We start from the raw sequence: 19595 nt of genomic DNA, 5'->3' as shown, positions 1-19595 counted from the left end.
CATTGCCGACTATGCCCCGATTCCTGTTCGTCCTCGCGACCCGCCTGTTCGCCGCGCTGTGCCTGCTGGCCGGCGGGGCCGCCCACGCGGACCGCCTGAAAGACCTGGCTTCGGTGCAGGGCGTGCGCGGCAACCAGCTGATCGGCTACGGCCTGGTGGTGGGGCTGGACGGCACCGGCGACCAGGTGCGCCAGACGCCCTTCACCCAGCAGAGCCTGACCAACATGCTGTCCCAGCTGGGCATCACCGTGCCTCCGGGCAGCAACATGCAGCTCAAGAACGTGGCGGCGGTCATGGTTACCGCCACGCTGCCGTCGTTCGCCCGGCCCGGCCAGACGCTGGACGTGGTGGTGTCCTCCATGGGCAACGCCAAGAGCCTGCGCGGCGGCACGCTGCTGATGACGCCGCTCAAGGGCGCGGACAACCAGATCTACGCCATCGCCCAGGGCAACCTGCTGGTGGGCGGCGCCGGCGCGTCCGCGGGCGGATCCAGCGTGCAGATCAATACGCTGAACGGCGGCCGCATCAACGGCGGCGCCATCGTCGAGCGCACCGTGCCGACCACGGTGGGCCAGGACGGCATGGTGTATTTCGAGATGAACGACACCGATTTCGGCACGGCGCAGAACGTCGCCGCGGCCATCAGCCGCCAGCTCGGCCCCGGCTCCGCCGTGGCGCTCGACGGCCGGGTGGTGCAGGTGCGCGCACCGGCCGATCCGTCGGCCATGCCGGCTTTCCTGTCGCGGCTCGAGAACCTCCAGGTGACCCGGGCGCCCGCCAGCGCCAAGGTCATCATCAACGCCCGCACCGGCTCGGTGGTCATGAACCGCAACGTCATGATCGACGAGGCGGCCGTGTCGCACGGCAACCTGTCGGTGATCATCAACCAGCAGACCCAGGTGTTCCAGCCCGACACGCCGTTCACGCAGGGCCAGACCGTGGTCGCGCCGAACACGCAGATCGAAGTCCGCCAGGATGGCGGAGCCATCCGTCGCCTGAACACCAGCGCCAATCTGGCCGAGGTGGTGAAGGCGCTGAACGCGCTGGGCGCCACGCCGCAGGACCTGCTGGCCATCCTGCAGGCCATGAAGGCCGCCGGCGCGCTGCGCGCCGAACTCGAAATCATCTAGGACCGCTTCATGTCTTTCGGCAGCTATACCCCTCGTTCCGTTTCGCAGGAATCGGTCTTCGACATGGGCAGGCTGGCCGACCTGAAGCGCGGAGCGGTGGACAAGCCCGGCGGCGAGACCGAGCAGAAGCAGGTGGCCAAGCAGTTCGAGGCCCTGTTCCTGCAGCTCATGATCAAGCGGATGCGGGCGGCCACGCCGAAGGACGGCCTGTTCGACAGTCAGCAGACCGAGATGGTCCAGGCCATGACCGACGAACAGTTGGCGCTGCAGCTGGCCGATCCCGGCATCGGTCTGGCCAAGTCGCTGCTCGAACACATGCAGCCGGCGCAATCCCAAACGGGCGGCGAGCCCGGCGCCGGGCAGCCGGAGCAGGGCGGCCGCGTAGGCGTGTCGGCCTTGCTCGACGTGCTGCGCAACAACCGCCCGCGCGATCGCGCCATGGCGGCGGCCGAAGGGGCGCCCGATCACGTCGTGGACTTCGTGTCCCGCATGTCCAACGCCGCCAATGTGGCGTCGCAGCAGAGCGGCGTGCCGGCCCGCCTGATCCTGGGCCAGGCCGCCCTGGAATCCGGCTGGGGCAAGCGCGAGATCCTGCATCCCGACGGGCGCACCAGTCACAACCTGTTCGGCATCAAGGCGGGTTCGAGCTGGTCGGGCAAGGTGGTCCACGTCACGACCACCGAGTACGTCGACGGCGTGCCGCAGAAGATGGTGCAGCCGTTCCGCGCATACGGCTCGTACGAAGAGGCGTTCGCCGACTACGCGAAGCTGATCGGGGACAGTCCGCGCTACGAAAGCGTGACCCAGTCGCGCAACGAGATCGAAGCCGCGCGCAACATACAGAAGGCCGGCTACGCCACCGATCCTTCCTATGCCGACAAGCTGATCCAGATCATGGCCCAGATGCGCGCCGCGGTAATGCCATCGGCTTTTTCGGATCGCCGCTAAATTCGGCTGCAAACTTGCCGTTAACCAGACGTCTGTAACTGATCGCCGTCGACTACGGGGCTATGCATGAATCTGTATAACTTGGCCAAGACTGGATTGAATGCCTCGCAGGCTGGCATGGAAGTCACCAGCCACAACATCAACAACCAGACCACGATCGGGTACAACCGCCAGCGCGTCGTCACCTCGACGGCAGGCGCCACCGGCACCGGTGAGGGGTTCTTCGGCCGCGGCGTCAAGGTCGACACCGTCCAGCGCCAGTACGACAGCTTCCTGTATCGCCAGCTGGTCACGTCGCAGGGCACGGGCGCCGGCCTCACGTCGCACCTGGACCAGCTGTCGCAGATCAATGACTTCCTGTCCGATCGTACGGTGGGCATCACGCCGGCGCTCAACGGCTTCTTCACCGGCCTGAACAACGGCGCCAGCAAGCCCGGCGATCCGGCGGTGCGGCAGGACCTGCTGGGCAAGGCAAACAGCCTGGCGACCCAGCTGAACCTGGCCTATCGCGAGCTGCAGAACCAGCGCGACGGCCTGAATACGCAGATCAGCACGACCGTCGAGCAGGTCAACAGCTATCTGAACCGCATCAACGAACTGAACCAGCAGATCACCATCGCCGAAGGCAAAAGCGGCCAGCCGCCCAACGATCTGCTCGACCAGCGCGACCAGGCCGTCAGCGAACTGAACCAGCTGGTCGGCATCCGCTGGTACAACCAGAACGGCAGCCTGACCATCACCATGGACAATGGCCAGACCCTGCTGTCCGGCACCACGGTGCGCCCGCTGAAGGCCGTGGCCTCGGCAGCCGATCCGCGCCGTACCGTGCTGGCCTATGAAATCCCTGCCGGCGGCGGCACCACCGCCACGATCGAACTGGCCGACAGCGAAGTGTCCGGCGGCAAGCTGGGCGGCCTGCTCGCCTTCCGCAACGAATCGCTGGATCCCGTGCAGAACCAGCTGGGCCAGCTGGCGATCGGCCTGGCCATGGCCTTGAACGAGCAGCACGAGCAGGGCGTGGACCTGAACGGCGACCCCGGCGAGCCCCTGTTCGGCTTCATGCAGCCCTCCGCCATCACCAACCGCAGCAACGCCGGCACTGGCTCGCTCGCCGTCGAGTACTCCGACGCGAACGAACTGAAGGCCAGCGGCTACACGGTGGAGTTCGACGGTACCGACTACCGCGTCACCCGCATGTCCGATGGCGAAACCTTCACGCCGGTTCCGGATGCCACGGGCGCCCTGACGTTCGATGGCCTCACCGTGACCCCCGCAGGCGTTCCCGCGGCGGGCGACAGCTGGCAGATCGAGGGCACCCGCGATGCCGCCCGCGACCTGACCGTCCTGATCACCGATCCCGCCAAGCTGGCACTTGCCGACGCCGCCGGCGGCACGGCCAACGGCAACAACGGCCTGGCGATGGCCGAGCTGCAGACCAAGAAGGTGCTGGGCGGCGGCTCGATGAGCCTGACGGAAGCCTACGCCACGCTGGTCAACAACGTCGGCGTCCAGGCGCAGGCCCTGAAATCGTCGTCGACGGCCCAGGACAACCTGATCAAGCAGCAATACGGCGCCCAGCAGGCGGTGTCGGGCGTCAACCTGGACGAAGAGTACGTCAATCTGCAGATCTACCAGACGCAGTACCAGGCCAGCGCCAAGATCCTGGAAGTGGCCGGCACGGTGTTCGACACCCTGTTGGGCCTGCGCTGATACCCGTCCCAGAACGCCGACCCGCACGCATAATCCGGAGTACAGACCATGCGTCTCAGCACCTCGATGATGTACCAGAACGGCCTGAACAGCCTCCTCGACCAGCAGGCCACGCTGGCGCGCCTGCAGGAGCAGCTGGGCACCGGACGGGCCTTCCTGTCGCCTGCCGACGATCCTCTGGCCGCCGCGCTGACCGTGAACATCACGCAGACGGCCAGCATGAACGAGACCTACAAGTCGAACCGGGCCACGGCAAACCGCACGCTGGGCCTCGAAGACAACGCCCTGAAGTCCATCGGCACGACCGTGCAGGAAATCCTGACCCGAATCGTCCAGGCCGGTAACGGCACCATGAGCGACGCCGATCGCCAGACGCTGACCGCGGCGCTGACCAGCGCCCGCGATCAACTGGTCGGGCTGGGCAACACCACCGATGGCAACGGGCAATACCTGTTCTCGGGCTACCAGGGCGGCACCGAACCGTTCGTCATGGACGGCGCCGGCAACGTCAGTTACCAGGGTGACCAGGGCCAGCGCATGATCCAGGTGGACCAGACCCGTCAGCTGGCCAGCAGCGATACCGGCACCGACATTTTCGGCAAGGCGGCGGCGGGCACGCTGGCCTACATCACCCGCGCCGACCTGGGCAACGCGGGCACGGGCAAGTTCAGCGTCGCGTCCTACGACGTTCCCAGCGCCACGAACTTCGTGAAGAGCGATTTCTCAATCGAGTTCAACGCCGCGGCCGGCGGGGGCATGGAATACACGGTGACGGTCACGCATCCGACCGTTCCTCCCACCACCACCGTGATGCCGACCCAGCCCTATACGTCGGGCGACACCATCGACATGAACGGCGTCTCGCTGCGCATCTCGGGCGAGCCCGCGGACGGAGACACCTTCACGGTCGAAACGCCCAAAGCCTCGAACATGGACATGTTCGAGGGCCTGAACAAGTTGATCGACGTGCTGGGACAGCCGATCGCGAACGATCCCGTGGCCAATGCGCGCCTGATCAACGAGCTGGCCTCGGCCAACAAGCAGATCACGCTGGGCTACGACAACATTCTCACCGTCCAGGCCTCCGTCGGCGCCCGGATGAACGAACTCGATGCACTGGAAGCCACGGGCACCGAGAAAGGGCTGTCATACGGCAAGCAACTCTCCGATCTGGAGGACGTCGATCCTTACAAGGTCACCAGCGAGCTGGTGATGCGGCAAACCGCGCTGAGCGCGGCGGCACAGGCTTACACGCTGATCCGGGGTTCCAGCCTGTTCAGCATGAACCGCTAACCCTGGACGGGGTTGGCCGGCAGGTAATTTCTCACGCGCTCCCGCTAAAGGAGCGCGTTTTTTGATAGATAGGCAAGTCATGTTTTCCAATCTGAAGGTCCGCACCTGCATAGGCATCGTGTTGGGGTTGTTCTGCCTGTTCATGGTGGTGTCCAACGGACTGTCGCTGCTGTCGTTTACCGCCAGCAACGACAAGCTGGACCGAGTCAACAACGCCTACTCTGACCAAGTCGTGCCGGCGTATGCGGCATATTCCAACCTGCTGCGCTCGCGCCTGAATCTGAATCTGGCCATGATCCACATGCAGGACGGCCGCAAGGGCGAGGCCGACACCGCCCTTCAGCGTGCCGACCAAACCCTGACCAAGGGCCGCCAGGACTTCGAATCGCTAGGCAAGTCCGGGATGCCCCCCGACGTTGCCGAACGCGTCAAGCCGATGATGGCGGCGCTGAACGGTTATTTCGACACCAGCAGCCGGCAGGCCAATGCGCTGCGCTCGCAGTCGCTGCGCGAGTATGCCGACCTGATGCCCACCGCCGTGCAACGCTCGGCCGAGCTCGAAAGGACCATGGGAGAGTTCCTGGCCTATGTCGACCAGGTGACGGACAACCTGGTCGTGCTGGGACGAGAGGACTTCGAGCAGTCGCGCCTGATCACCGTCGTCCTGTTCCTGCTGTCGCTGGTGGTGTGCGTAGGCTGTGGATTCTTCATCAGCCGCAACGTCCTGCGTCCGCTGAAAGAGGCCGGTCAGCACTTCGACAAGATCGCCGCCGGCGACCTGACCAATCGGGTCGAGGTCCGCAACAACAACGAAATCGGCCAGTTGTTCGCCGCGCTCAAGCGCATGCAGGAAAGCCTGACGCGCACGGTCACCGCGGTACGCCATGGCGTGGACGAGATCAACGTGGGCTCGCGCGAGATCTCTTCGGGCAACACCGACCTGTCCAGCCGTACCGAAGAGCAGGCCGCCTCGCTGGAGGAAACCGCGGCCTCGATGGAAGAGCTGGCCTCGACGGTGAAGCAGAACGCCGACAACGCGCGCCAGGCCAACCAGCTGGCGGCCAGCGCCTCGCAGGTCGCCGAGCGCGGCGGCGTGGCGGTATCCGAGGTCGTCAGCACGATGGAAGACATCTCGGCCAGCTCGCGCAAGATCTCCGAGATCGTGTCGGTCATCGACGGCATTGCGTTCCAGACCAACATCCTGGCGCTGAACGCGGCAGTGGAAGCGGCACGTGCCGGCGAGCAGGGCAAGGGCTTCGCGGTGGTGGCGGGCGAGGTGCGTTCGCTGGCGCAGCGCAGCGCGCAGGCGGCCAAGGAGATCAAGGTGCTGATCGAGGATTCGGTCAGCAAGGTGGGCACGGGCTCGCAGCAGGTCGAACGCGCGGGCGCGACGATGCAGGAGATCGTGGCCTCGGTCAAGCGGGTGACGGACATCATGGGCGAGATCTCGGCGGCGTCCGAAGAGCAGTCCAGCGGCATCGACCAGGTGAACCGCGCGGTGTCGCAGATGGACGAGGTGACGCAGCAGAACGCGGCGCTGGTCGAAGAGGCCGCCGCTGCCGCGGGCTCGCTGCAGGAACAGGCGCAGCGCCTGGCCGAGGCCGTGGCGGTGTTCAAGGTCAATGCGGGCGAGGTCATCGAGGCGCAGGCACAGCTTGCCGGCGGCCGCGTGCCGCGCGTTCCGGCCCCGGCGTCTCGGGTTGCCGCGCCCGTGGCCGAGCCGGTGAAGCCTGTGGCCGCGCCGCCGCGCCTGCCGGCCACGGCACGCGTGGTCGAGCCTGGCACGGCCGAGGGCGCCAGCGTGCGTCGCCCGCCGCGCCGTCGCCCCGAGCCTGATGCCGATGCCGCTGCGGCGCCGGCCACCGCGCCCGCCAAGCGCAAGACGCCGCCCGCGACCGCCTCTGATGACTGGGAATCTTTCTGACCTTCTGACGCTTCGTGACGCCGGCGCGGTGCGCCGGCTGTCGGTCCATTTCGATCACGCACCTCTATGTTCTCGAACCTGAAAGTAAAGACCGGATTGCTTGCGGTGGTGCTGGGCCTGGCGTTGCTGGCGCTGGCCTCCATCGGCCTGGGGTGGGATGGCGCGCGGGACGGGCGGAACGCGCTCGACCGGTTGGACAGCCTCAGCGTCAGGCAGAATAACCTGGTGAAGGATGCGTATGTCCTGACGCTGCGTTCGGTGGTGCGCGGCGACATCGCGCTGGGACAGCACCAGGCGGGTGACGAGGCCGGCTTCGCGCAGAGCCTGCGCATGTTGCAGGACCAGGTCGCCGGTGCGCAGAAGAAAATCGAAGAGTTCCGCGCCATTCCGAAAGTGACGGAAGTCGGCAAGGCAAGCGAGTCCGAGCTGGTCTCCGCCTTTCAGGCGTATATCGGCGCGCTGAACGAGATGGCCTCTGCGCTCGCGGCCAAGGACGCCGCCCGGTACACGGCCGTGAAGAACGGCAGGGCAGGCGCCGCCAGCGCGGGGCTGTCCACCCAGCTGACCACCTTCGCCGAGAACATCCGCAGCACGAGCGAGGAGACGCTGCGGAATTATCAGCGCCAGGCGATGCTGGTCAACGTCCTCTATGTCGTGATGGCCGTATTGATCGTGCTGGCGGCGGTGGGCGCCTATGTGTTCATGTCGCGAGGTGTGCTGCGCCCGTTGCGCGAGGCCGGCCAGCACTTCGACAAGATCGCGGCCGGCGACCTGACCAGCCGCGTCGAGGTCCGCAACAACAACGAGATTGGCCAATTGTTCGCCGCGCTCAAGCGGATGCAGGAAAGCCTGACGCGCACCGTGGGCAGCGTGCGGCGCGGGGTGGACGAGATCAACGTCGGCGCCCGCGAGATATCGGCCGGCAACACCGACCTGTCCAGCCGGACCGAGCAGCAGGCCGCCTCGCTGGAAGAAACCGCGGCCTCGATGGAAGAACTGGCTTCGACGGTGAAGCAGAACGCCGACAACGCACGCCAGGCCAACCAGCTGGCGGCCACGGCTTCCAGCGTGGCCGAGCGCGGCGGCCAGGCGATGGCCGAAGTGGTCAACACGATGGACGGCATCTCGGCCAGTTCGCGCAAGATTTCCGAGATCGTGTCGGTCATCGACGGCATCGCGTTCCAGACCAACATCCTGGCGCTGAACGCGGCGGTGGAAGCGGCCCGTGCGGGCGAGCAGGGCAAGGGCTTCGCGGTGGTGGCGGGCGAAGTGCGCTCGCTGGCGCAGCGCAGCGCCCAGGCGGCCAAGGAAATCAAGGTGCTCATCGAGGACTCGGTCAGCAAGGTGGACACGGGTTCGCAGCAGGTCGAACGCGCCGGCGCCACCATGCAGGAGATGGTCAGCTCCGCCAAGCGCGTTACGGACATCATGGGCGAGATCTCGGCGGCGTCGGAAGAGCAATCCGGCGGCATCGACCAGGTGAACCGCGCGGTGTCGCAAATGGACGAGGTGACGCAGCAGAACGCGGCATTGGTCGAACAGGCCGCCGCTGCCGCCGGCTCGCTGCAGGAACAGGCGCAGCGCCTGGCCGAGGCGGTGGCGGTGTTCAAGATCAACGCGGGCGAGGTCATCGAGGTATCCGCGCAGTTGGCGCAGCGCCAGGCTCCGCGCATGCCGGCGCCCAAGCCGCGCGCGGAAGCACGAGCCGAATCCGTGCCGCCCGCCGCGTCCAGGCCGGCGGCTCGTGTGGCGCTGCATCTCGACAAACCGGCTGCGCCCGACGCCGCCAGCGCCCGCAGGCCTGCCCGCGAGCGCCCAGCCGTTGCCGCCAAGGCCGCCGTGGCGCCCGCCGCAACCGCAACCGCAACCGCAACCGCAACCGCGCCTGCTACCACACCCGCGGCTCGCCGTGCGCCGGCCGCCGACGATTGGGAATCCTTTTGACGGCGGACCAACCGCCCAAGACGAGGCAAGCGATGCGATATCTGAAGACCTTGGCCGTGGCCGGATTGGTGATGCTCGGCGGCTGCACGGCCACCGGACACAACTTCGATCCCGGCAAGCTGTCGATGCTGACGCCGGGGCAGACGACCATCGCCCAGGCGGCCCGCACGCTGGCCGCGCCTCCTGACCAGACATACGCCCAGAGCGACGGCACCACGCTGGCGCTGTGGCGCTTTCACATCACGTTCGTGCCCGAAGGGCTGTACAGCCGCAAGGAAGCCTTGCTGCAGTTCGGTCCCGATGGGCGTCTCATGCGGCTGGTGGACAGCACCAACATCCTGCTGGAGCCATGGGAGCGCCAGAAGCTGTTGGGGCCGGAGCCGACGCCGGTTCCGCCCGTCGCAGTCGCGCCGCAGGCGGAGCAGCCCGAGTCCGGCTGGATCGTCATCCCGCCGGGGGCTACGCAGTAAGCGTCGTATGTGCGGGCCGTTGCGGGCCCGGTAGGGACTCTCCCTGCAGTCGCTGTGGCGAGCGTGGGGAAAGTGGTCACTTTTTGAATTTTCCTGGAAGCAGGGGGAGCTATGGAAACCAATCTCGAAGCAGGCGAACAAACGGGCAAAGCCAAGAAGCGCAAGCGGGCGCCCAAGCAGAAGCGCTCCTTCAAGCTGCGTGACGCCCGCGTCGGCACCATGCTGATGTGGGTCATGGGCGTCTTCTTGATCCTGGTGGCCGCGATGGGCCTGATGGCCGCCTATTTCCTGCAGCAGAACTACCAGTCGGTGCAGCAGATCGCCCAGCTGACCGACCGCGGCAAGCAGGTTGAGATCATCAACAGCGACATGCTGCGCGCTCGCGTGGCGTTGATGGTGTCGGCACGCCACCTGCAGGAAGCGGGTTGGGGCAGCGGCGGCACCGGCAGCGGCGGCGGCGCCGCCAATGGCGGTTCCACGCAGGCCGCGCAGGACTCGCTGAAGGAAGCCACCGACCTGCTGAACGGCGTGCGCAACCGCTTCGCCGAGTTCCAGAAGAACATGCTCGAGGACGAGACCGGCCGGCAGCTGTCGATGAACCTGGTGCGCCGCTATCGCTCGTACATCGATGACGGCGTGGACACCATGCTCGAGGCCCTGCGCAGCGAGGACTATTCGACGTTCTACATGGTCAACAACGAGTACGGCACGCCGCGCAGCGCGTCGTTCATCGAAGCGATCGGCCAGTTCACCAACTACATCCAGGACACGCAGAACCAGACCGTCGAACAGGCTGGGACCAGCTTCAACCGCGCCATCATGGCCGTAGTTGCCGCCGTGGTGCTGGCGCTGATTCTGATGATCATGGCGCGCATCGTGTTCGGTCGCCTGGTGGTGCGTCCGCTGGTCGAGGCCGGCCAGCACTTCGACAAGATCGCCGCCGGCGATCTGACCAGCCGCGTCGAGGTGCGCAACAACAACGAGATCGGCCAGCTGTTCAGCGCCCTGAAGCGCATGCAGGAAAGCCTGACGCGCACGGTCAGCGCGGTGCGCCGCGGCGTGGACGAGATCAACGTCGGCGCCCAGGAGATCTCGGCCGGCAACACCGACCTGTCCAGCCGTACCGAAGAACAGGCCGCCTCGCTGGAGGAAACCGCGGCCTCGATGGAAGAGCTGGCCTCGACGGTGAAGCAGAATGCCGACAACGCGCGCCAGGCCAACCAGCTGGCGGCCAGCGCCTCGCAGGTCGCCGAGCGCGGCGGCGCGGCCGTGTCCGAGGTGGTGAACACCATGGACGGCATCTCGGCCAGCTCGCGCAAGATTTCCGAGATCGTGTCGGTCATCGACGGCATTGCGTTCCAGACCAACATCCTGGCGCTGAACGCGGCGGTGGAAGCCGCCCGTGCGGGCGAGCAGGGCAAGGGCTTCGCGGTGGTGGCGGGCGAGGTGCGTTCGCTGGCGCAGCGCAGCGCGCAGGCGGCCAAGGAGATCAAGGTGCTGATCGAGGATTCGGTCAGCAAGGTGGGCACGGGCTCGCAGCAGGTCGAACGAGCTGGCGCGACGATGCAGGAGATCGTGGCCTCGGTCAAGCGGGTGACGGACATCATGGGCGAGATCTCGGCGGCGTCCGAAGAGCAGTCCAGCGGCATCGACCAGGTGAACCGCGCGGTGTCACAGATGGACGAGGTGACGCAGCAGAACGCGGCATTGGTCGAAGAGGCTGCCGCTGCCGCGGGCTCGCTGCAGGAACAGGCGCAGCGCCTGGCCGAGGCCGTGGCGGTGTTCCGCATCAACGCCGGCGAAGTCATCGAGGTCCCGGCTGCGCAGCTGCAGGGTTACGGCAGTGCTCCGATGGTGACGCAGGGCTGATCGGAGCATCCCCCTCCCAGGCCGTCGCAGTACCGCGCGGGCCAGGTTCCTCAAGGGACCTGGCCCGCGCGGCTTTTGGGAATCCCGATGGGGCGCGGCGGATGCGAACGCGCGGGCACAGGCCGCCGGGGCAGATGGCGGCTCCATGCGCGGCCACGTCGCCAGTAGTTACGGCGCGACGCGCGGCGCGGTGGACAGAGGGTCTTGTCCTGAAACGGATGAGAGCAATGGCGCGCGATGGCACGGTCTGCGTGCCGGCACGGCTGGCGGCTGTCCTGGCCTGCCAAGCCTGCTCGTGAGGGAAGGGCTGTCGTGCGGTGGCGCCAGCTGGGCGACGATGCCGCGGGCGCATTGGGCATCCGCGTCTTGCCGCATGCGCCTGAGGCGCTGCGCCGGCGTTGCGGGGCTGCTTCAGTGCGGAATCCGGACCTGTTCCGGGAACCTGCAGGCTCTAGCGTCCCGCCAGCCTGACGATCAGGTCGCCGATGGTGCGCAGCGCCGCGTGGAACTGGTCTTCGAAGAACGACCCGGCATGCGGCAGGACCACGGACAGCAGGATCAGTCCACCAATTAGGTGGATGGGGAAGCCGATGGCGAACACGGTCAGCTGCGGCGAGGCGCGGTTCAGGATGCCCAGCGCCAGGTTCAGCGTGAGCTGCGCGCAGATCAAGGGCAGGGCCAGCAGCAGGCCCGCGGTGAAGATCGTGCTGCTCCAGTCGATCAATACGCCCCAGCCGTTGGGGTCCAGTCCCGCCGTGCTGATGGGCAGGCTTTCGAAACTGCCCGCCAAGGCCGCAAGCATGAGCAGGTGGCCATCCAGCGTGAGAAACACCAGGACCGCGATGATGTTGAACATCCGCGACAACACGGCGGTGTTCGCGCCCGTTGAAGGATCGAAGAATGACGCGAAGGAGAGGCTCATCTGCAGCCCGACGAATTCGCCGGCCGTCTGCACCGCGGTGAACACGATGCGCATGACCAGGCCCATGGAGAGGCCGATCAGCACCTGCTGCAGCACGATCCACAAGGCGTCGTAGGAATTCAGCGGCACGGCGGGCATCGGTCCCAGGCTGGGCGCGATGGCGACGGTCAGCATGAACCCCAGGCCGATCTTCACGAGCGTGGGAATGTTGGACTCGGCGAACAGGGGCGAGGCGCCCAGCAGCGCCAGCACGCGCACGAAGGGCCAGAGATACTGGCCGATCCAGCCGTTGAGCTGGTCCATGGTAAACGAAATCATGGCGCGCGCCGGCCCGGCCGGCTAGGAGACCAGCGAGGGGATCTGGGCGATCAACTGGCGGATGTAGTCCGTCATCAGGCCCAGCAGCCACGGTCCCATCAATACCATGCCGGCGCACATGGCCAGCAGTTTGGGAATGAAGGACAGCGTCATTTCGTTGATCTGCGTGGCGGCCTGGAAGATGCTGATGACCAGGCCGACGACCAGCGTGATGATGAGCAGGGGACCGGCCAGGACGAGCGTGATCTTCATCGCCTGGTAGGTCATGGACATGACGGTTTCCGGGGTCATCGCGCGTACACCTGCTGGGTCATTGATAGAAGCTCTGCGCCAGCGAGCCCAGCAGCAGGTGCCAGCCATCGGCCAGCACGAACAGCATGAGCTTGAAGGGCAGGGATACCGTGACGGGAGGAACCATCATCATGCCCAGCGCCATCAGCACACTGGCCACCACCAGGTCGATGATGAGGAACGGGATGAAGATGGTGAACCCGATCTGGAACGCCGTCTTGAGTTCGCTGGTGATAAAGGCCGGGATGAGCACCCGCATCGGCACCTGCGACGGGTCTTCCATGGCCGGCATCTTGGCCATGTCGGCGAACAGCGCCAGGTCGGTCTCGCGCGTCTGGTGCAGCATGAAGGTATGCAGCGGCGCGCCGGCGCGCTGCACGGCGGTCTCGAAGGTGATGGCGCCGGTGGACAGGGGCTGGTAGGCCTCGGCATAGATCTGGTCGAAGACCGGCGACATCGTGTAGAAGGTGAGGAACAGCGCCAGGCCGATCAGCACGTGGTTGGGCGGCGAAGTCGGCGTGCCGATGGCGCTGCGCAGCAGCCCCAGCACGATGATGATGCGGGTGAAGCCGGTCATCATCAGCAGCGCGGCCGGCAGGAACGACAGCGACGTCATCAGCAGCAGCGTCTGCATGCTGAGCGAATAGGTTTCCGAGCCGCCCGGGCCGGGTGTGGACGTTATGGCCGGCAGCGTGGCCTGGGCCAGCGTGGCGCCCGGCCACAATGCCAGCGTGGCCAGCAGCAGCAGGGCTGCGTGGGGCCAGGCCAGGCGCGGGCGCTTACGCGCGATGCGGCGGCAAAAGAGGGAAAACATGATGTCCGGAAAGCTACGGGCGCTTGTTCAGCGCATCGGCGAAGCGCTTGGCCAGCGCCGTCGCGAAAGTGGCGGGCATTTGCTGTTGCTGTATGGAGGCGGCATCGGCCGCCGCCTGGGGCGAACCGGGTTCCGCGACCGGCTCGGCGGGCAGGGTATGCAGGGGCGTCATGCCGTTGGGCGTGATGCCCACCACCACCCAGGTGTCGCGCACCTGCACCACCGCGATGTTCTGCCTGGGGCCGACGGAGAGGCTGGCGACGATGCGAAGCACGCCGCCGCCCTGGCGCTGCAGCAAGCCGGACCGTCGGGCCAGCCAGGCGGCCAGTAGTATCGCGGCGACGATCAGTACTAAGGCGATCGCGACGCGCAGGACGTCGGCTTGCGTCATGGGTTCAGCGGCGATTGTTCAGGCGGTTGAGGCGTTCCGACGGCGTGATGATGTCGGTGAGGCGGATGCCGTACTTGTCCTCGACCACGACGACTTCGCCTTGGGCAATGAGGTAGCCATTGACGAAGATGTCCATCGGCTCGCCGGCCAGGCCGTCGAGCTCGACGACGGAGCCCTGGCCGAGCTGCAGCAGGTTCTTGATGGTGAGACGGGTGCGGCCGAGCTCGACGGTGAGCTGGACCGGAACGTCCATGATCAGGTCGATGTCGGTACCCGTGACGGTGTCCTTGCCCGACAGCGGCTTGAAGACCGACTGCGCGGCCGACTGGGCCGCCGGCTGGGCGGGGGCCTGCGGAGCGGCGGCGGTGGCGGCGCTGGCGGCCGGAGCCGGGTCGGACGACTTCAGGCCGTCGGCCTGCGTGGGAGGGTTCGGAACGCGGGATTGTTCCGCGAGCGCGTCGGCCCAGTCGTCGGCGGCCGAGGAGGCGGGCGTGCTGCTGTCGCCGGTCTGGTCAGTCATTTTCGGAAGCCTCGGAGGGTTCGTAGTTGAGCATATTCTGTACGCGCAGGGCGTACTGGCCATTGAAGACGCCGTAACTGCATTCCATGAGCGGCACGCCGTCGATATGGGCGGTTACGGTTTGAGGAACGTCGATCGGCAGGATGTCGCCGACCTTCAGCCGCATCAGGTCGCGGATGGATGAGGGGATGCGCGCGAACTCGGCCGCCAGCTCGACGTCGGCGCTGCGCACCTGGCGCGACAGCTGCTGGGTCCAGCGCTGGTCGACTTCGTCGAGCGCGGTCTCCTGCAGCGGACGGGTGAGCAGGTCGCGGACCGGCTCGATCATCGAGTAGGGCAGGCAGATGTTGAGTTCGCCGCCGGTGGCGCCGAACTCGATGTGGAAAGGCGTGACCACCACCACCTCGTTGCTGCCGGTGACGCTGGCGAACTTGGTGTGCATTTCCGAGCGCACGTACTCGAACTCGATGGGATACACGGGCTCCCACGAGCGGCCGTAGCATTCCAGCGACAGGTTCAGCAGTCGGCGGATGATGCGCTGCTCGGTGTTGGTGAAGTCGCGGCCCTCGACTCGCGTGTGATAGCGGCCGTCGCCGCCGAACAGGCTGTCGATGACCAGGAACACCAGGTTGGGGTCGTACGTGAACAGGGCCGTGCCGCGCAGCGGCCGCATCTGCACCATGTTCAGATTGCTGGGCACCGGCAGGTTGCGTTCGAAGTCGGCGTACTTCTGGATGCGGATGGCGCCGACCGTGATGTCGGCGCTGCGCCGCATGAAGTTCAGCAGCACGTTGCGCATGCCGCGCGCGAAGCGCTCGTTGATGAGTTCGAGCGTCTGCATGCGCCGGCGCACGACGCGGTCCGGCGAACTGAGGTCGTAGGCCCGGGTCCCTTCGGGCTCCGCAGGCGCCGAGGGCGCCGCGTCGGCCTCGCCGGTTACGCCGGCGAGCAGGGCATCGACTTCGTCCTGGGAAAGAAACGCCTCATAGGCCATGCTTATTGCACCACGAATTCCGTGAACAGCACATCGGAGACGTACTGGCCGTCAGGGATCGGCGAAAACGGCTTGTTGACGGCAGCCATGATGGCCTTGGCCATGTCGGCCTTGCCTTGCGGCGTGCGCACGGTCTGCGGCGTCTGGGCCGACAGCACCATCAGCACGCGGCTGCGCACTTCGGGCAGGTACTTCTCGATGCGCGTACGGCTTTGCTCGTCGCTGACCCGCAGCGTGATGCCGACGCGCACGATGCGCTCGGACTCGGGATCTTCGACGGTGGCGGTGAACGGCTCGAGCGGAATGAAGATGGGAGCCGGCACCTGTACCGGCGCCGTGGGCGGAGGCACGAAGGTGGTGGGCTGCGCGCCGGGCGCGCCGGCTGCCTGGGCCTGGCCCGGGCCGCCTACGCCGATCTGCACGGGGCTGAGCTCGCGGCCCGCCTGCCAATTCATGAAGAACCACGTGGCGGCCACGCTGGCGGCGGCAACCGCGAGCAGAGCCAGCAGCATGAGCAGCGGACGCAGCAGACGGCCGATGCCGCCGGAGGAGGATGCGGCGCGGGGAGCGCTAGGGATCTTGGTGGTCGCCATCTCGTTGTCGATACGGGTTGTGCGGCTATGACTGAACCGATGCTGATGGAATGAGAGCATTCTGCCCCAAAGTCCGCATGCCCAGGCACGCGAAAAACAGGACGAAAGCGGGGTATCTCACGCTATTACTGTGCAATGCCGATCAGGCGAAGGTGTCGACCAGCGCGTTGGCATCGCGCACCACTGCCACGGGCTGCGGCACGACCTGGTCGCCCTGGGCGTCACCGGCGGAGGCAGACTGGCCGCGGCCCTGCTGGCCGGTGGACTGTTCCTGCGCGAACTGGTTGCCCTGTTCGCCCACGTTAGCCTGGCCCAGCGAGATGCCGGCCTCGGCCAACGCCTGCTGCAACTGCGGCAGCGCCGATTCCAGCGCCTGGCGCACGGCGGCATGCGACGACACGAAGCTGGCGCTGGCCACGCCGTCGGAAAGGCTGAGCGTGACGCGCAGCGGGCCGAGATCGGGGGGATCCAGGCGCAGTTCGGCGGTGTGGTGGCCTCGTTGGGCGTCACCGCCCAACAGGACCAGTTGCCGGCCCAGATCGCGTCCCCATTGCGCGGAACCCACGGGGCTGGAAACCTCCAGCAGCGGCATCGGCGCCGCGGGGCGCAGTTCGGCCGGAACGGGCGTTTGCGCGCCGGGGCCGCGCACGCTGGCCGTCAGGGCGCCCAACGTGAACTGCGCCGGGGCGTCGCCGTTCTTGCCCGAGTCCGCCAGCTGCGCGCCGAAATCGGGCAGCTCGGGCGTGGCTTCGGGCATGGCGGCCGCCTGGAGGGGCGCCTCGAGAGAGGCTTGAGCGGACGTTTGCTGGCCGGCCTGCGCGGCATGAGCCGCGGCCGCGCGCGGGTCGCGCGCCGTGGCGATGGTCAGGTGACGCGGCAGCGTGACGGGCTGGCCGTTCTGGACCTGTTCCGCGGCAACGGGCATGGCGGCAGCCACGACAGTGTGCTGCGGCAACGGGGCCGCCTGCGGGACGGCCGCGGCAACGGCGGCCTGGCCGGGCAGCGCCGCGGCAGGCTGGGGCGTGCCACGCACTTGCGACGATGGCTGTTGCGCCACCGCGGCGGTCGCGGCGGCTGCCGGCGATGCCGCCACGCCGGTCTGCTGCGCGGCCAGCTTGGCGGCCGACTGGCTTTGCAGGGCTGCCGACTGCGCGGCGATTTCGAGCGCCTGCAGGGGCAGGGTGGGCGCCGCGACCGGCGCCTGCACCATGGCGACGACCTGGGCGTCGGGCGCCGCGTCGGCGGCGGCGGTGTCCGCGGCGCTGCCGTTCTCGGAACCGACGGCGTCGTCAGCGGGCGGGTCCGCTTCGGCGGACTTGCCGGGCTGGGCAGGCTGCTCGGTCTGCTCGGGCTTGGCGTCGGCCGGCTTTCCTTGCGCCGACTTGGCGGGCGCGTCGTGGCGCGGGGCGTTCTTCTGATCGTCCAGCACCTTCGAGAACGACGGACCCTTGTCTTCGCCGGCGGCCGGCTTGGCGGGGGCGGACGAAGGCGAAGTGGCGGCGATCTGCGGCAGGACAGGGAGCATGGCGGGAGTCGGCATGATGGGATGCTGCTTATCAGTAGATGGCCTGGCCGCGCATCAGGCGGGCCGAATATTCGTCGCTGGCGCGCTGCTCGCGGCGGTTCTCCGCGACCTGCTCGGCGCGCACCTGGCGCTGCGACAGGGCGTCGAACGAGTTCAGCTTGCGCTGCTCCTGCTGCCAGTGCTGGCGGCCGCGCGCCAGGTGGTCGTCGGCCACGCGCAACACATTGGTCTGCTGGCCGATGGCGTCGTCCAGCGTGGAGATGAAGCGCTGGTAGTTATGGCAGTCGGCGGCCGACATGCCCGTCTGCATGGCCTGCTGCAGGCGCTGCAGATAGTCCTGCCGGTAGTCGTACAGCATGGTCAGCTGGCGCTCGGCCTGGGTGCGCTCGGCGTTCAGCCGGCCCAGCACGCGGGCCGCCTCGTCGGTGCTTTCCTTGGCCAGACCGATCAACATGTCCAGGGGCAATTGGCTAGGCATAGGTTTCCTTGATCTCGAACGAGCCGCGCAACTGATCGATCGCGGTCGGATAGTCGATGTTGTCGGAAATGTCCTGCTGCAAATAGGCTTCCAGGCGCGGATAGCGCGCGATGGCGTCGTCCAGCTGGTGGTCGTTGCCGGCCGCGTAGGCGCCCACCGCGATGAGGTCGCGATTGCGCTGGTAACGCGAGAACGTCTGCTTGAAGCGCCGCACCAGCGCGAACTGCTGCGGCGTGATCAGCGAGGTCATGGCGCGCGAGATCGACGCCTCGATGTCGATGGCGGGATAGTGCCCGGCTTCGGCCAGATGGCGCGACAGTACGATGTGGCCGTCGAGAATGGCGCGCGCGGCGTCGGCGATGGGATCCTGCTGGTCGTCGCCCTCGGCGAGCACGGTATAGAAGGCGGTGATGGATCCGGCCTTGCCGTTGGGACCGGGCGCGCCCATGCCGGTACGCTCGACCAGTGCCGGCAGCCGCGCGAACACCGACGGCGGATAGCCCTTGGTGGCCGGCGGCTCGCCGATCGCCAGCGCGATCTCGCGCTGCGCCATCGCGTAGCGGGTCAGCGAGTCCATGATCAGCAGCACGTCCAGGCCCTGGTCGCGGAAATGCTCGGCCAGGCGGGTGGCATAGCTGGCGCCCTGCAGGCGCAGCAACGGAGATACGTCGGCCGGGGCGGCCACCACCACCGAGCGCGCCAGGCCTTCGGGCCCGAGGTTGTGCTCGATGAATTCCTTCACTTCGCGGCCCCGTTCGCCGATCAGGCCCACCACGATGATGTCGGCGCGCGTGTAGCGCGCCATCATGCCCAGCAGCACGCTCTTGCCGACGCCGGAACCCGCGAACAGGCCCATGCGCTGGCCGCGGCCGACAGTGAGCAGGCCGTTGATGGCGCGCACGCCCACGTCCAGTACCGTATCGATCGGAGCGCGCGACAGGGGGTTGATGGGCAGCGCGGTCAGCGGCGCCTGCTCGGCCCCGGTCAGCGGACCCAGGCCGTCCAGCGGCCGTCCGGCGCCATCGACCACGCGGCCCAGCATGGCGTTGCCCACCGGAAGGTGGCGGCCGATCTGGGGCTTGGCGTTGCCGTTGAGTTCTGCCTTGCGGGGCAGGGGCACGGGGCGTTGCAGCGCGGGCTCGCTGGGCATGACGCGCGCGCCCGGCGGCAAGCCCGAGATGTCGGCCTGCGGCATCAGGTACAGGGTGTGTCCATCGAAACCGACGACTTCGGCGTCGGCCCAGTAATCATGGCCGCGCGCGATCTCGATGCGGCAGGCGGCGCCCACGGGCAGGCGCAGGCCGGTGGCGTGCAGGACCAGCCCGGTGGCGCGCGTGATGCGCCCGGTGACCAGCCAGGGTTCGGTGGAGACGGTGCGGATCGAGCCGATCTGCAGCTGCGTCTTCCAGCGCTCGGTGAGCGGCACCGGCGCCGCGGCCGGATCGGCGTGCGGTTGCATGA

18 protein-coding genes are annotated in these 19595 nt (G+C 67.4%); 8 read left to right on the top strand and 10 right to left on the bottom strand.

Annotated elements, in window-relative coordinates; genetic code table 11:
• Positions 1-11: 11 nt before the first annotated feature.
• The 8 genes from CAL15_RS07905 to CAL15_RS07870 all read left to right on the top strand — a co-directional run bounded on the left by CAL15_RS07905 (position 12) and on the right by CAL15_RS07870 (position 11288).
• Positions 12-1130 (top strand): flagellar basal body P-ring protein FlgI, encoded by a 1119-nt coding sequence (locus tag CAL15_RS07905; protein ID WP_198299243.1) that lies wholly within the window; start codon positions 12-14, stop codon positions 1128-1130.
• Between the two features lie 9 nt (positions 1131-1139).
• A complete protein-coding gene (flgJ, locus tag CAL15_RS07900) occupies positions 1140-2078 on the top strand; it encodes a flagellar assembly peptidoglycan hydrolase FlgJ (protein ID WP_086078076.1) in 939 nt (312 codons plus the stop codon).
• A 66-nt stretch (positions 2079-2144) separates the two neighbouring features.
• Positions 2145-3788, top strand: a complete 1644-nt coding sequence (flgK, locus tag CAL15_RS07895; protein ID WP_086078075.1) for a flagellar hook-associated protein FlgK — start codon at positions 2145-2147, stop codon at positions 3786-3788.
• Positions 3789-3836: 48 nt separating this feature from the next.
• Positions 3837-5081, top strand: a complete 1245-nt coding sequence (gene flgL, locus CAL15_RS07890) for a flagellar hook-associated protein FlgL (protein WP_086078074.1) — start codon at positions 3837-3839, stop codon at positions 5079-5081.
• Between the two features lie 79 nt (positions 5082-5160).
• A complete protein-coding gene (locus CAL15_RS07885) occupies positions 5161-7005 on the top strand; it encodes a methyl-accepting chemotaxis protein (protein ID WP_086078073.1) in 1845 nt (614 codons plus the stop codon).
• Between the two features lie 66 nt (positions 7006-7071).
• On the top strand, positions 7072-8949 hold the full coding sequence (locus CAL15_RS07880; RefSeq protein WP_086078072.1) for a methyl-accepting chemotaxis protein: 1878 nt from the start codon (positions 7072-7074) through the stop codon (positions 8947-8949).
• 32 nt (positions 8950-8981) lie between these two features.
• A complete protein-coding gene (locus CAL15_RS07875) occupies positions 8982-9419 on the top strand; it encodes a hypothetical protein (protein ID WP_086078071.1) in 438 nt (145 codons plus the stop codon).
• 111 nt (positions 9420-9530) lie between these two features.
• Positions 9531-11288 carry a methyl-accepting chemotaxis protein gene (locus tag CAL15_RS07870; protein ID WP_086078070.1) on the top strand — a complete coding sequence of 586 codons (1758 nt, stop codon included), beginning with the start codon at positions 9531-9533 and terminating at the stop codon, positions 11286-11288.
• Positions 11289-11739: 451 nt separating this feature from the next.
• On the opposite strand, the gene fliR is transcribed toward CAL15_RS07870, so the two are convergent.
• The 10 genes from fliR to fliI all read right to left on the bottom strand — a co-directional run bounded on the left by fliR (position 11740) and on the right by fliI (position 19593).
• Entirely contained in the window at positions 11740-12528 is a 789-nt protein-coding gene (gene fliR / locus CAL15_RS07865; protein ID WP_086078069.1) for a flagellar biosynthetic protein FliR, read from the bottom strand.
• Positions 12529-12549: 21 nt separating this feature from the next.
• Positions 12550-12819 (bottom strand): flagellar biosynthesis protein FliQ, encoded by a 270-nt coding sequence (gene fliQ / locus CAL15_RS07860; RefSeq protein ID WP_086078068.1) that lies wholly within the window; start codon positions 12817-12819, stop codon positions 12550-12552.
• A gap of 19 nt (positions 12820-12838) precedes the next feature.
• Positions 12839-13633: a flagellar type III secretion system pore protein FliP gene (gene fliP, locus CAL15_RS07855; RefSeq protein ID WP_086078067.1), complete on the bottom strand. Its 795-nt coding sequence runs from the start codon at positions 13631-13633 to the stop codon at positions 12839-12841.
• 13 nt (positions 13634-13646) lie between these two features.
• Positions 13647-14024 carry a flagellar biosynthetic protein FliO gene (gene fliO / locus CAL15_RS07850; RefSeq protein WP_086078066.1) on the bottom strand — a complete coding sequence of 126 codons (378 nt, stop codon included), beginning with the start codon at positions 14022-14024 and terminating at the stop codon, positions 13647-13649.
• Between the two features lie 4 nt (positions 14025-14028).
• Entirely contained in the window at positions 14029-14544 is a 516-nt protein-coding gene (gene fliN / locus CAL15_RS07845) for a flagellar motor switch protein FliN (protein ID WP_086078065.1), read from the bottom strand.
• A complete protein-coding gene (gene fliM / locus CAL15_RS07840) occupies positions 14537-15538 on the bottom strand; it encodes a flagellar motor switch protein FliM (RefSeq protein ID WP_086078064.1) in 1002 nt (333 codons plus the stop codon). The genes fliN and fliM overlap by 8 nt, the downstream gene beginning before the upstream one ends.
• 2 nt (positions 15539-15540) lie before the next feature.
• Positions 15541-16131: a flagellar basal body-associated FliL family protein gene (locus CAL15_RS07835; protein ID WP_086078063.1), complete on the bottom strand. Its 591-nt coding sequence runs from the start codon at positions 16129-16131 to the stop codon at positions 15541-15543.
• A 142-nt stretch (positions 16132-16273) separates the two neighbouring features.
• Positions 16274-17671, bottom strand: coding sequence for a flagellar hook-length control protein FliK (locus CAL15_RS07830; RefSeq protein WP_232468157.1), 1398 nt, complete (start codon positions 17669-17671; stop codon positions 16274-16276).
• A gap of 16 nt (positions 17672-17687) precedes the next feature.
• On the bottom strand, positions 17688-18134 hold the full coding sequence (gene fliJ / locus CAL15_RS07825) for a flagellar export protein FliJ (protein WP_086078062.1): 447 nt from the start codon (positions 18132-18134) through the stop codon (positions 17688-17690).
• On the bottom strand, positions 18127-19593 hold the full coding sequence (gene fliI / locus CAL15_RS07820) for a flagellar protein export ATPase FliI (RefSeq protein ID WP_232468156.1): 1467 nt from the start codon (positions 19591-19593) through the stop codon (positions 18127-18129). Before fliI ends, fliJ begins: the two co-directional genes overlap by 8 nt.
• Positions 19594-19595: the final 2 nt, after the last annotated feature.

The sequence above is a fragment of the Bordetella genomosp. 13 genome (assembly GCF_002119665.1).
Lineage (GTDB): Bacteria > Pseudomonadota > Gammaproteobacteria > Burkholderiales > Burkholderiaceae_B > Bordetella.
This window is presented reverse-complemented; position numbering and strand designations above follow the sequence as displayed.

Bases quoted from the DNA above. Each gene is read 5' to 3' on its own strand.
- CAL15_RS07885 (WP_086078073.1), top strand. From the start codon at position 5,161: ATGTTTTCCAATCTGAAGGTCCGCACCTGCATAGGCATCGTGTTGGGG.
- flgL (WP_086078074.1), top strand. From the start codon at position 3,837: ATGCGTCTCAGCACCTCGATGATGTACCAGAACGGCCTGAACAGCCTC.
- CAL15_RS07870 (WP_086078070.1), top strand. From the start codon at position 9,531: ATGGAAACCAATCTCGAAGCAGGCGAACAAACGGGCAAAGCCAAGAAG.
- fliP (WP_086078067.1), bottom strand. From the start codon at position 13,633: ATGTTTTCCCTCTTTTGCCGCCGCATCGCGCGTAAGCGCCCGCGCCTG.
- fliO (WP_086078066.1), bottom strand. From the start codon at position 14,024: ATGACGCAAGCCGACGTCCTGCGCGTCGCGATCGCCTTAGTACTGATC.
- CAL15_RS07830 (WP_232468157.1), bottom strand. From the start codon at position 17,671: ATGCCGACTCCCGCCATGCTCCCTGTCCTGCCGCAGATCGCCGCCACT.
- CAL15_RS07905 (WP_198299243.1), top strand. From the start codon at position 12: ATGCCCCGATTCCTGTTCGTCCTCGCGACCCGCCTGTTCGCCGCGCTG.
- fliI (WP_232468156.1), bottom strand. From the start codon at position 19,593: ATGCAACCGCACGCCGATCCGGCCGCGGCGCCGGTGCCGCTCACCGAG.
- fliQ (WP_086078068.1), bottom strand. From the start codon at position 12,819: ATGACCCCGGAAACCGTCATGTCCATGACCTACCAGGCGATGAAGATC.
- fliN (WP_086078065.1), bottom strand. From the start codon at position 14,544: ATGACTGACCAGACCGGCGACAGCAGCACGCCCGCCTCCTCGGCCGCC.
- CAL15_RS07835 (WP_086078063.1), bottom strand. From the start codon at position 16,131: ATGGCGACCACCAAGATCCCTAGCGCTCCCCGCGCCGCATCCTCCTCC.
- flgJ (WP_086078076.1), top strand. From the start codon at position 1,140: ATGTCTTTCGGCAGCTATACCCCTCGTTCCGTTTCGCAGGAATCGGTC.
- CAL15_RS07880 (WP_086078072.1), top strand. From the start codon at position 7,072: ATGTTCTCGAACCTGAAAGTAAAGACCGGATTGCTTGCGGTGGTGCTG.
- fliM (WP_086078064.1), bottom strand. From the start codon at position 15,538: ATGGCCTATGAGGCGTTTCTTTCCCAGGACGAAGTCGATGCCCTGCTC.
- fliJ (WP_086078062.1), bottom strand. From the start codon at position 18,134: ATGCCTAGCCAATTGCCCCTGGACATGTTGATCGGTCTGGCCAAGGAA.
- CAL15_RS07875 (WP_086078071.1), top strand. From the start codon at position 8,982: ATGCGATATCTGAAGACCTTGGCCGTGGCCGGATTGGTGATGCTCGGC.
- fliR (WP_086078069.1), bottom strand. From the start codon at position 12,528: ATGATTTCGTTTACCATGGACCAGCTCAACGGCTGGATCGGCCAGTAT.
- flgK (WP_086078075.1), top strand. From the start codon at position 2,145: ATGAATCTGTATAACTTGGCCAAGACTGGATTGAATGCCTCGCAGGCT.